11 protein-coding genes are annotated in these 13,054 nt (G+C 36.7%); all 11 read left to right on the top strand.

Going from position 1 to position 13,054, the window contains the following annotated elements; translation table 11 throughout:
- Positions 1–94: 94 nt before the first annotated feature.
- The 11 genes from BQ5338_RS08330 (at position 95) to BQ5338_RS17200 (ending at position 13,045) form a co-directional block, all read left to right on the top strand.
- The gene (locus BQ5338_RS08330) at positions 95–1,384 is read left to right on the top strand and encodes an O-antigen ligase family protein (RefSeq protein ID WP_071146349.1); all 1,290 of its coding nucleotides are present in this window, start codon (positions 95–97) and stop codon (positions 1,382–1,384) included.
- Positions 1,381–2,550 (top strand): glycosyltransferase family 2 protein, encoded by a 1,170-nt coding sequence (locus BQ5338_RS08325; RefSeq protein ID WP_071146348.1) that lies wholly within the window; start codon positions 1,381–1,383, stop codon positions 2,548–2,550. Before BQ5338_RS08330 ends, BQ5338_RS08325 begins: the two co-directional genes overlap by 4 nt.
- 17 nt (positions 2,551–2,567) lie before the next feature.
- Positions 2,568–3,695, top strand: coding sequence for a glycosyltransferase family 4 protein (locus tag BQ5338_RS08320; RefSeq protein ID WP_071146347.1), 1,128 nt, complete (start codon positions 2,568–2,570; stop codon positions 3,693–3,695).
- Positions 3,696–4,214: 519 nt separating this feature from the next.
- On the top strand, positions 4,215–5,147 hold the full coding sequence (locus BQ5338_RS08315) for a glycosyltransferase (RefSeq protein ID WP_071146346.1): 933 nt from the start codon (positions 4,215–4,217) through the stop codon (positions 5,145–5,147).
- An 11-nt stretch (positions 5,148–5,158) separates the two neighbouring features.
- Positions 5,159–6,607: a lipopolysaccharide biosynthesis protein gene (locus BQ5338_RS08310; RefSeq protein WP_071146345.1), complete on the top strand. Its 1,449-nt coding sequence runs from the start codon at positions 5,159–5,161 to the stop codon at positions 6,605–6,607.
- Complete coding sequence (locus tag BQ5338_RS16710; protein WP_071146344.1) at positions 6,604–7,731, top strand: glycosyltransferase family protein; 1,128 nt, start codon at positions 6,604–6,606, stop codon at positions 7,729–7,731. The genes BQ5338_RS08310 and BQ5338_RS16710 overlap by 4 nt, the downstream gene beginning before the upstream one ends.
- Positions 7,728–8,888, top strand: coding sequence for a glycosyltransferase family 4 protein (locus tag BQ5338_RS16705; protein WP_071146343.1), 1,161 nt, complete (start codon positions 7,728–7,730; stop codon positions 8,886–8,888). Before BQ5338_RS16710 ends, BQ5338_RS16705 begins: the two co-directional genes overlap by 4 nt.
- A 12-nt stretch (positions 8,889–8,900) precedes the next feature.
- Positions 8,901–9,950, top strand: coding sequence for a glycosyltransferase family 2 protein (locus BQ5338_RS08295; RefSeq protein ID WP_071146342.1), 1,050 nt, complete (start codon positions 8,901–8,903; stop codon positions 9,948–9,950).
- Between the two features lie 11 nt (positions 9,951–9,961).
- Complete coding sequence (locus tag BQ5338_RS08290; protein WP_071146341.1) at positions 9,962–11,125, top strand: glycosyltransferase family 4 protein; 1,164 nt, start codon at positions 9,962–9,964, stop codon at positions 11,123–11,125.
- A gap of 12 nt (positions 11,126–11,137) precedes the next feature.
- Complete coding sequence (locus BQ5338_RS08285; RefSeq protein WP_071146340.1) at positions 11,138–11,986, top strand: glycosyltransferase family 2 protein; 849 nt, start codon at positions 11,138–11,140, stop codon at positions 11,984–11,986.
- A gap of 9 nt (positions 11,987–11,995) precedes the next feature.
- Positions 11,996–13,045: an acyltransferase family protein gene (locus tag BQ5338_RS17200; RefSeq protein WP_071146339.1), complete on the top strand. Its 1,050-nt coding sequence runs from the start codon at positions 11,996–11,998 to the stop codon at positions 13,043–13,045.
- Positions 13,046–13,054 lie beyond the last annotated feature (9 nt).

Below are 13,054 nucleotides of genomic sequence, written 5' to 3'. Positions count from 1 at the left end.
ATATTTATTCTATAAATGCACGATTAGTCAAGGCATGTCAGTATCCATGATTTATGCCGCTTTGCCTCTCCTAGCTGTAGCCATTGTGTTATTAATGAAGCACTCCAACAGTGCATTCTATCTTTTGTTTGCTTCTCACTTCATTTTGGTCATAGGAGGAGGTTTCGCTGACATTAAAATAGGTATGTTTTCCCTCATTATTACGCTTTCCGTTGTTTCTCTAATGTTAATGAGAAATATTTATGAAAATATTAATTGGAAAAGTAGTCGCAATGGCATGCTGCTACTCTATTCCATCTGGTTAGCTTTCTGTATTGCAGAAATAATAAATCCAAATAATGTTCAAGAAGCATGGAATATTTCTATCACACAATATGCTGTCTACCCAATCGTATGTGCGCTATTGGTGCCCGTATTCATCAAAAAGACGAGTAATATAGAATGGTTACTAATCATTTGGTCAGTATTTATATTGATCTTTGCCATGAAAGGATATTGGCAGAAGAACCACGGATTTAACGCACACGAGCTTTATTTTCTCTATGTATTAGGGGGAGCAAAAACACATATCATTTGGTCGGGCATTCGTTTTTTTTCATTTTTCAGTGATGCTACCAATTTCGGTGTACATATGGCAATGGGGATTACCGGCCTTGGTATATCTTTATTTTATGTGAAAAATATATGGTTAAAAATATATCTTGCCATTGTTATCATTGCTGGTATTTATGGTATGGGAATCTCTGGAACCCGTGGGGCCATAGCCATCCCACTTGGAGGATTGGCTCTTTTTATATTATTATCTTACCACTGGAAAAATTTTGTACTAGGCCTTCTTATGTTTCTCTCCATTTTTATTTTTTTCAGATATAGTAGTATAGGAGAAGGCAACCAATACGTTAGCAGAATGAGAACAGCATTCACTCCTACTGAAGATGCATCTTATCAATTACGCATAGTAAACAGAAAAAAGATAAAAGAATATATGGCAGACAAGCCCTTTGGATACGGAATTGGTCTGGGTGGAAAGGCAGAACGCTTCGAGCCAAAAGAATTACTCCCTTTGCCTCCTGATTCGTGGTTAGTAAGTGTCTGGACCGATACGGGAGTTGTGGGCCTCAGCTTATATCTCATTCTGCATGGCATTCTGTTCGCTTGGTGTGCCTGGATATTGAGATTTAAGATAATGAATAAACAACTCAGAGGATTACTTATGGCTTGGCTATGCGTCAATGCGGGATTCTTTGTGTCTACTTATACCAATGATGTGATGCAATATCCCAATTCAATCGTCGTTTATACCGGTTTTGCGCTTTGTTTTGCGGGTCCTCATATTGATAAACGAATAGCTAAAAAGAAAAAAGATGAATTCCTCGAATTATGATCAACCTATTACAAATATCGGAAATATTACTATTCTACTTCCTGACATTGTCGGTGAGCTACCTATTTGTATTTGCTGTAGCGTCCAAATTCTATCATCGCCGAAAGTATCCACTAACTGAAAAAGTCAAGAGATTTGCTGTTTTGTTCCCTGCTTACAAAGAAGATAAGGTTATCTTGCAATCTGTCACTTCCTTTCTACAACAAGATTATCCTACTGATAAATACGAGGTGATCGTCATTTCGGACCAAATGGAGCATGTCACCAACGAACAATTAAACCAGCTTCCTATCCGACTTCTTATCGCTAACTACGAGAATAGTTCGAAAGCTAAAGCGATGACTTTGGCCATGGAAAGCACTGCTCTCGAGGAATATGATATGATTGTTATTATGGATGCTGACAACACCACCACACCCGATTTTCTACAAGAGATGAACCAAGCCTGCAATGCCGGTTTGCAAGCTGTTCAGGCTCATCGTATGGCTAAGAATACAAATACTAGTATTGCCATTCTCGATGCAGTGAGCGAAGAAATCAACAATGCTCTTTTCCGCAAAGGACACGTAGCCATCGGCTTTTCATCGGCACTCATTGGTTCAGGTATGGCATTGGAAGCTAATTGGTTCAGGAAGAACGTAAAGCTACTGCAAACAGCAGGCGAGGACAAAGAGTTAGAAACCTTGCTACTTAAAGAGAATATATATATAGAATACTTGGAACATGTACGGGTATTTGATGAAAAAACACAGAAAAAAGAAGGATTAAAGAATCAACGTAAACGTTGGATAGCAGCTCAATTTGCCACATTAAGAACTGCTCTACCCTACTTTCCGAAAGCGTTATTTACCGGCAATTTCGATTATTGCGATAAAGTATTGCAATGGATGTTGCCACCAAGAATAATACTACTGTTCGTTATATTTGTGTTTAGCTGCTTAAGGAGTATTATCAGTTTACAATCAAGTTTAAAATGGTGGATACTATTCTCAATTCTAGTGTTTACACTTATTATTGCCATCCCACCACCTTTTTTCAACAAAAGAACGCTTAAAGCCATTACTAGAATACCCTTATTAGCTCTTATTATGCTAACCAACCTCTTTCATATTAAAAAGGCCAATAAGGAATTTATTCATACTGAGCATGGCAATCAATCGTTATAGAAGAAAAAATGTAGAAAATGAAAATAGCCATTGAAGCACAACGGATTTTCCGTACCAATAAGCATGGGATGGATTTTGTCGCACTAGAGACTATAAGGGAATTACAAAAAATAGATAAAGTCAATGAATATTTTATTTTCGTAAGTCCCGGTGCAGATCATTGCCTGTCTGAATCAGAAAAGCTACACATCATCGAGCTCAAATGCCCAACTTATCCACTATGGGAACAAATAGCCCTGCCCTATGCTATATCCAAACTAGAACCAGATATACTACATTGTACAAGTAATACTGCTCCACTGATATGTGCCACTCCACTGATATTGACTCTGCACGATATAATTTTCCTAGAACAACGGCAATCGGCAAGTAAATCATGGTATCAGGAAATGGGTTGGTATTACCGACGCATCGTTGTGCCACGCATATTATCCAAATGCAAACGAATTATTACTGTATCAAATTTTGAGTGCAACCGTATTCGCACTACACTCCAACTTCCTGTTGAGCAAATAGCTGCCGTATATAATGGTTATAGTTCCTGCTTTTCTCCTGATAAAAAAGATCTTTCTATCACGAAAAAATATATTCAGTCAGAAGATTATCTGTTTTTTTTAGGAAATACTGATCCCAAAAAAAACACTTCCCGTGTTTTGAAATCATATAGTATATATCTCCAACAATCTACAAAAAAACGTCCACTGCTAATTGCTGATTTAAAGGAAGAAATCATAGATGGCATTCTCGAAAAAGAAGAGATTGAGAGTATAAAACCTTACCTAAGTTTCCCCGGCTATATTCCCAACCAACATCTACCGGCACTCTACAATGGAGCATTCGCATTTTTGTATCCTTCGTTGCGTGAAAGTTTCGGTATTCCCATGTTAGAAGCTATGGCTTGTGGAACACCTATAATAGCAGGAAATACCTCCGCCATGCCTGAGATAGCTGGTGAAGGTGCCCTATTAGTCAACCCGTTTAATACCGAAGAGATAGCTGAAAAATTATTGCTGCTTGAGCAGAATGAGACTCTTTACAAAAAACAAGTTGACTATGGATTAGAACGCGTCAAGCTCTTCTCATGGCGCTCAGCGGCTAAAGCATTACTAAATATCTACGAGAAGGTTTCATCTGAAACGGCGTAACACGGACAAAGATCGTGATGACCACATAAAGCCCTTTTAGGGGTAACGGATATAAACTGACAACCTTTTTAGGAAATAATAATAGTATGTGACAACTTATTTAGTAACAAGCCGCTAATAGTAACAACCATTTTCAGTATAAGTCATATCTTTCTAGGTAACGGTAGTTTTATTAGTTTTATGTGCTATAAAACTTTTGTTTTCACGCTTGGAAACTGTTCGTATCTAACCGTTAAACCTTTAGTTTCAATACGAGGAAACTTTTGGTTTATCACGAGGAAACTAATGAGAAGATGTACTCCTGTGACTTTTACTGAATTGAGTAGACAGTTTTAGTCTTTCAAGCTAAAAAGGTAGACTGTTTTCTTTTTCTTTCCTTGACTTCATTTACACTTTTAATATCTAATCACTAAAGAGATGATAGTGAATGTATTCTATAAAAAATGTTATTGAAGTCAGGATATTATGTATATATTTGCAAAATAGCGAAGCTAAAGACAAGATACAAAACAAGCAGTTATGAACGAGCCCAAAGTCAGCATCATCATCCCCGTGTACAACACCGCAGAGTACGTCCGCCAAGCAGTGGAAAGCATCACCGAGCAAACACTCAGGGAGATAGAGATCATTGTAGTGAACGACGGCTCCACTGATGGTAGCCTGCAAATTCTCCAAGAATTGGCAGGAAAAGATTCGCGAATACAAGTCTATAGCCAAGAGAATAAGGGACTATCTGTTACACGCAATATTGGGCTCAATCATGCTAGAGGAAAGTATGTTTACTTCATGGATAGTGATGATTTACTTGAGACTGATGCTTTAGAGCTGTGTTATAACAAATGCGTAAATGACAAACTGGATTTCGTTTTTTTTGATGCAACAAGCTTCAGTGGCGACGGCGATGACTTAAATAATCGTTTTGACTACAGACGAACAGAAGGGCTAGTAGAACAAATCTACTTAGGAACGGATATACTGAAAATACAGCTACAGAGATATGAATTCAAATCCTCCGTTTGTTTAAACATCATCTACCGAGAATTTCTCATCACCCATCAAATCACTTTTTATCCAAACATTTTACACGAGGATCAACTTTTCACTACATTGATTTATCTGCAATCAAAACGAGTGGGTTTTATTCATCGAGCTTTTTTCAAAAGAAGAGTACGCAGAGATTCTATTATGACCCGCAAATTTGCATGGAGAAATATGCAAGGATACCTCACTGTCAGTGACGAATTACTTACCTATGCTAAAGCTAACCAGGAGATACGCCCTGTTATTGACTTATTCTTAAAGCAGATGCTTGATGCAGCTGTGTGGCAAGCACATGTGCTACCATTCAGACAACGTATACGATTATTCTGTAAATCTGCATCCAAATACAAACAGTATGTAAGTAAACGAACATTGTCCACATTACTTTTCAAATCATTAGCTCTCAAATAGCATTCATAAAAATGACAGATATAAAGAAAGAAATATTCTCAGGTGTGTTTTACACCGCCGTGGCCAAATATTCAGGCATCATCATTTCGCTAGTAGTGGCAGGTGTACTAGCTCGATTGCTCTCACCCGACGACTTCGGGGTGGTAGCCATTGCCACGGTCATCATTGGATTCTTTGGCATCTTCACTGATATGGGCATATCACCTGCCATTGTGCAGAACAAGGAGCTAACCAAGAGTGATCTTTCGGACATATTTTCGTTCACCATCTGGATGGGAATTTTACTAGCTCTACTCTTTTTCGGAGCCTCGTGGCCCATTTCCGCATGGTATGGCAGCCCCATTCTGCGCACGCTTTGCCAGCTACTTGCTATCAACTTGTTTTTTGCATCGATCAATATTGTGCCCAATGCCCTATTCTATAAGAATAAAGAGTTTAAATACATTGCCTGGCGTAGTTTTCTTGTTCAGATAGCCACCGGTGCACTAGCCGTTGGTGTGGCCTTAGCCGGAGCAGGACTATATGCGCTCATCGTCAGTCCCATCCTATCGAGTATGCTTATTTGGGGTATTTCCTTTCGCAGATACCCGCAACAAATGCGCCTCACATTAGGACTCGAATCACTTCGTAAGATATTCAGTTACTCGGCCTACCAATTCTTGTTCAACGTCATCAATTACTTCAGCCGCAACCTCGACAAACTTCTTATAGGTAAATACATGGGCATGAGCCCGTTGGGATACTACGAAAAATCCTATCGCCTGATGATGCTTCCTTTGCAAAACATCACGCAAGTGATCACCCCTGTAATGCACCCTGTGCTGAGCGACTTCCAGAATGACCTCGAGCGACTGTCATCATCTTACGAAAAGATTGTTCGCTTCCTCGCCTTCATTGGTTTGCCGCTAAGTGTAGTGCTGTTTTTCACCGCCCAAGAAGTTACCCTAATCATTTTTGGTGATCAATGGATGCCCTCCGTTCCGGTATTTCGCATACTCAGCCTCTCAGTAGGCATACAGATCATGCTATCCTCCTCAGGCTCCATCTTTCAGGCCTCCGGAGACACGCGCAGCCTCTTCATTTGTGGGCTCTTCTCTTCCATACTCAACGTATCCGGAATGCTAATCGGTATCTTTTTCTTCGGCACACTAGAAGCTCTAGCCGCATGCATTTGCATCACCTTTACCATCAACTTTGTGCAGTGTTACTGGCAGATGTACCACGTCACCTTTAAGCGTCGCAGCCTGATCCCCTTTGTCAGTCAGCTGCGCTCACCACTCTTAATTAGCCTGTTGCTTGTAGCAGTATTGCTACCCGTCAACCAATTTGTAAACGGAATGAATATTTTTTTTACCCTTTGTGTAAAAGGTCTTCTTTTTCTTATTATATTTGGATGTTACATACAGTTTACCAAAGAGTATGACATAGTAGGAACAATAAAAAATTGGATAAAGCGATGAAAGCACTCTTTCTCATTTTCCATGGTTTCGAAGAATTTAACGGCATTAGTAAAAAGATTCGTTATCAGGTAAAGGCACTTCAGGAGTGCGGATTGGATGTGCGTACCTGCTATTATGCTGTGGATGACCTAGGACATCGCAAATGGATGATAGACGAAGAAACTCTTGTAGATCTCGGCACAGGTACGGTTGCTAAGATAAGGAAAAGATGCTGTTATAGTGCCATTAGCGATTATGTTAAAAAAGAAAACATATTATTTGTTTACATGCGCTCTTATCACAACTCCAATCCATTCACCATTCATTTAGTAAAACAACTGAAAAAGCACGGTGCCAAAGTGGTCATGGAAATACCTACTTATCCATACGACCAGGAATATATCACTTTAGGCGCAAAATGGGATCTCCTAATAGATAGATGCTTCAGAAAGTCCTTGGCTAAGCAACTTGATGCCATTATCACCTTTTCTAGCGAAGCAGTAATTTTTGGACAACGAACTATACAAATCTCTAATGGAATTGATTTTTCTGCCATAAAGTTAAAACAGAAAACCAATGATACAAGTCATAGTATTCATTTGATTGGAGTAGCCGAAATACATTATTGGCACGGATTTGACCGAATCATTGAAGGAATAGCCGATTTCTCTAACCTTAGCACTTACAATGTTTATTTTCATATCGTTGGCAACTTCAGTGGTTCACGAGAAAAAGAAGAAATCTTATCTTCTATAATTAAAAATCATTTAGAGAGATTTGTAATATTGCATGGAGCAAAACATGGGAGAGAACTGGATGAACTATTTGAACAAGCAGACTTTGCCATAGGAAGCTTAGGACGTCACAGGAGTGGTATCACACATATTAAAACGCTAAAAAACAGAGAGTATGCTGCAAGAGGAATTCCATTTATATATTCCGAAACAGATCGTGACTTCGATGATCAACCTTATGTTATTAAGGTACCAGCCGACGAATCGGCAGTAGACATCAGCCAATTAATTGATTTCTATCGAAGCAATATGTGGCACCCAAATGAGATACGCTCATCCATCAGCCATCTCTCTTGGAAAGAACAAATGAACAAAGTAATTAATGCTCTCTTTAAAATGACGGCCAAATGAAACAACTAAAAATAGCCTATTGCCTACCATCACTCTACATTGCCGGAGGAATGGAACGTGTGCTGACCATCAAAGCAAACTACTTTGCCGAGCAAATGGGCTATGATGTCACTATCATTCTAACAGACGGAGCGAACGAAAAGCCCTTTTACGAGTTATCTTCCAAAATTCACATAGAGCATCTGGATATAAACTATAACGAATTGTGGAATAAAACGCTATATAGAAAGGTCTTTATATATCTGAGAAAACAAAGATTCTACAAAAAACGCCTGACAGATTGTCTTATGCGCATACGCCCAGACATTACAGTTTCAATGCTCAGAAGAGAAATAAACTTTATCACAACAATAAAAGACGGTAGCATTAAAATAGGTGAACTCCACGTTAACAAACAAAATTACCGAGAACTATCTAGTGAAAAAGGAATTGGCTTTATAAAGCGAGTATTATCAATACTTTGGATGTGGCAACTCAATCAAAAGGTTAGAACACTTGATAAGTTTGTGATACTAACAGTAGAAGACCAAAAAAATTGGGCATACCTAAACAACACAAGTGTCATTCACAATCCTTTACCTTTTTTGCCTTCCAAAACTTCTAATTGCAATCAAAAAAAAATAATAGCTGTTGGAAGATATACTCATCAGAAAGGGTTCGATATGCTCATTGAAGCTTGGCGAATAGTAACCCCACGGCACACTGATTGGTCACTCTATATATATGGAGATGGGGATAAGGACGAGTTTTATACTCTAAAAGAAAAGTATAGTCTCGAATCGTTACATCTAGAAGATGCCACTGAACAAATTACAGATAAATACACCGAAAGTTCCATTTTTGTTCTCTCATCCAGATACGAAGGGTTTGGCATGGTTATAATTGAGGCCATGGCTTGCGGTGTTCCTCCGATCTCGTTTGCCTGTCCTTGCGGACCACGAGATATCATCCACGATAAACAAGATGGACTACTTGTAGAAAATGGAAATATTGAACAATTAGCAGAAGCAATTTGCTACCTAATTGAACATGATGAAGTTAGGAGAGAAATGGGAAAAAAAGCTCGTATTAATGCAGAACTTTTTAAAATAGAAAATATAGGTATGCAATGGAAAGAGCTTTTTGAATCATTGATAAAAGTAGCTAAAAAAAACTAAATCTAAATAAATATGTATGAAGTAACAATTGGAATGCCACTTTATAATGCCGAAAAGTATATCAAACAATCTATAGAGTCAGCTTTAAATCAAACCTTTGAAAGCATTGAATTTCTTATTATTGACGATAAGGGTACAGATAATTCCGTTAATATTGTTCAAGATATACAGCGACAACATGAACGTGGTGAAGCTATCCGTATTGTAGCACACGATAGAAACAGAGGAGTAGCGGCTGCTCGAAACACTATTTTAAAAGAAGCAAAAGGTAATTACTTGTTTTTTCAAGATAGTGATGATTTAATAACTCCTGATTGTATCGAAATTCTTTATAAGTCGATCAAAGAAACTGATTCAGAAGCAACCTATTCATCATATGAAGAAATATCCGATAAAAACAGTAAGAAGCATATACTTCCTCAATTAATCTTTGATGGTGATGATCAATTAGCTGCATTTATGAATGAAAATTTACGCATAAACCTTCGTTCACTTTTTATTTGGAATATTTTATTCCGTACTTCTTTTCTACACAAAACCCAATTGGAATTTAAATCAATTATTTCCGGTGAAGATGAACTCTTTTCTTTTGATATAGTCCCTTTCATTAAAAAAGCTACATTTCTACCTAACGTGACATATACATACGTAAAACATCAGGGTTCCTTATCTCAATATCAAGCTAGAAACAAAATTCCACTAGAAGAAATAATGGAACGTATGTACGTTCGAAATTATTGCAAGACGAAAAGCATTATATTTAAAAACAAACCATATTATGAAAACGTAGTAACAAAGTCTACAAAGCAATGTTTTGATGCTGCAGCAGTCATTATTGATAAAAGAAACTTCATAGAGCCTAAAGTACAATTTTTCAGTATCAAAGAATTGCTAAATCACCCACTTCCTCTTACAGAAATAGCAAACTTCAAAAAATATAAAATGCTCAATCTTTGTTTTTATGTCTTTAGTAAATTGCCAAATCCTATCATCAATATTCTACTCTTATCATACATCAAACTATTGAAGACATATCGAAAACGTAATAAAACAACATCTTAACCAACCGTAGAATGAAAATTATTTATATATTTCGATCATTCGCAATAATTGGCGGAGTCGAAAAAATTCTAATAAACAAGATGAATTATTTATCGGAGAAATTAGGATATGATATTACCGTTATTACTTACGAACAAGGGTTACATCCCATCGCATTTCCTCTTTCTCCCAAAGTTAAACATATTGATCTTGGAATCCCATTTCACACAAGATATAAATATGGTTTATTAAAACGTTTTTTCATTTACATCAAAATGAAACATCGGTTCAAAAAAGAAATTGCTCATCATGTGAAATTGATAAAACCTGATATTACTATCTGCACAACATATTCATTCCTAGACATAAATGCTATTATACATTTACAAGATACATCTAAAAAAATTATAGAGTCGCATTCAGCTAAAATGGCTATAGGAAAAAGATCTATTCAACGAAGAAATCTTATTTTCAAATTGGCATCATCAATAGCTGACAGACAATTATACCGATATATTAAACGTTGCGATGCTCTAGTTACATTGACTCAAGACGATGCCAAAGAATGGGGAGCGATAAAAAAAGCAGTTATAATTCCTAACATGATTGCTAATTATCCTTCCGAAATAAAGACATTAAATAATCAGAAGAAAGTGATAAGTGTCGGAAGATTAACGGAGCAAAAAGGATACGATATGCTCATTAAAGTATGGGAATTAGTAAATAAGATACACCCAGAATGGATTTTGGAAATTTATGGCGAAGGTGAAATGAAAGAGGCACTTCTACAAGAAATAAAAGAAAAACAACTAGATAGTGTTATTACAATACATAAACCGACTAAACATATTTATGAGAAGTATATGGAAAGCAGTATTTATGTATTAAGTTCTAGATGGGAAGGCTTCGCATTAGTATTATTAGAAGCAATGTCGTGCGCAATTCCATGTATTGCATTCAATTGCCCATACGGAGCATCAGACATCATTGAAGATGGAAAAGATGGAATAATTGTAGAAAACGGAAACATAAAACAATTAGCCGAAAAAATCAATTTCCTTATTGAAAATGAAGAATTACGAAAACAGATGGGAAAGAGAGCTAGAGAAAATGTGAAAAAGTTTTTACCCAACAATGTAATGTCTCAATGGTCAGAGCTATTTCTGGAATTACTCAAAAACAAGCCTAATAACTAAAATCAGCACAATATGTCTTGGTATAATAAATACATCGAAGTATACGAAAAACCATTTAGTGAAGCTCCACAACGGATTGTCAACGATGTACGCAATAAACTGCAAATAACACAAAGCGAGGAACCTTTGGTTACGGTATCGGTGATAGCCTACAACGAAGAAAAACATTTATTGGCTTGCTTGTGGTCGCTTAGCGAAATGCAGTGCAAATATCCGGTGGAAATTATTGGCGTAAATAATGACTCCAAAGATAAAACGGAAGAAGTTTTCAAAGCACTAGGCATACCTTATTACAACGAGTTTCAGCATAGCTGCGGATATGCCAGACGATGCGGATTAGAACATGCAAAAGGAAAATATCACATCAATATTGATGCGGATAGCATGTATCCAGCTAAATATGTGGAGACGATGGTGAATAAATTGGAGAAGCCAGGCATTGTTGCAGTAAGTTCTTTATGGAGCTATATTCCGGACAAGCAACATTCTTGGATAGGTCTCAAAGCTTATGAGCTATCAAGAGATCTTTATTTATTTATCCAATCGTTCAAACGTCCTGAATTAAGTGTTAGAGGGTTGGTTTTTGCTTACAACACCGCCTATGCAAAGACAGTAGGCATACGTGTAGACATCATCAGAGGTGAGGACGGATCACTGGCCTTGGGTCTGAAGAAATTTGGTAAAATAGCATTTGTACGAAGCAGAAAAGCACGAGCCATAACCGGATATGGTACTGTGGGAGCTGACGGATCTCTACTCAACAGTTTTGCTAAAAGATTAGTTAAAGGAGTAAGAAATGCAACAGGGCTATTTTTCTCAAAAAAGAGGTATAAAGATAAAAAATCAAACCTTATTAAATAGCAACAATTAATGATATTAGGCAAACATGCACGAATAGAATCTATTGATTTTATCAAAGGAATATGCATCTTCTTGGTAGTTTGGGCGCATTCCATACAAAATATGGGAAGTGACAATGACTTTTGGTACAACCCTATTTACATATTTATATGCTCGTTTCATATGCCCATTTTCATGGTAATGAGTGGCTTCTTCTTTGATAGAAGTGCAAGCAGTAACCTCTTCAAACTTACAAAAAAGAAATTCAGACAGCTCATTATTCCTTGTTTCGGGTGGTCAATAATCTTACTCATTCTAACAACTTGTTACATATACAACGAAGGAAAACCGATTTATATTACAGAAAGAATTCAAACTTTACTCTACGAAACAGCTACACGTTTTTGGTTCCTAAGATCGGTATTTATTTGCTATATAGCAGTTTCTGTGAGCATACTCATCTTTCGTAAAGACTACCTAGCTTGTGTTATATCTATTATACTTATGCTACTTCTTCCAGATATGTTTAGGATCAGTTTGGACAAGTTTATGTATCCATTCTTCTGGATGGGATATTTTTTACATAAAAATATTGAATGGGTTACTTTGAACAGAAGAAAGATAATGATCCTATCATCTATTTTCTTTATTGTTTTGCTTCTAAATTGGAAAAAAGAATACTACATCTATATAACAGGAATGAGTTTCTACGACATAAAAGATCAAAGTATTCTTTTTTTCGACTTTATCCCTAGATTTGAAATTATTTCATATAGATATCTTATAGGAGTATTAGGAAGTATATCAATCTTCTTAATGTTACAAAGTATTTATATACCTCAGCTAAAACGGATCAATAATGTAGGAAAATACACGCTCGGCATATATGTGATTCATTTGTTTTTTGAAGGAAATATACTTAAGCTTCTAGATCTATCTCGAATAAATTTCTTATTATATAATTTAGTAATTACACCCATAATATCAATTATACTTATTCAAATCTGCATATTTATAATAAAGCTGATTCAAAGAAATAAATTCTTCAACACTCTATTCTTAGGAGCCCCTTACAAATAAAGATAGACC

Origin of the sequence: Bacteroides ihuae (genome assembly GCF_900104585.1) — a bacterium.
GTDB lineage: Bacteria > Bacteroidota > Bacteroidia > Bacteroidales > Bacteroidaceae > Bacteroides > Bacteroides ihuae.
Note: the sequence above shows the minus strand (reverse complement) of the source record. Positions and strands in the feature narration are given on the sequence as shown.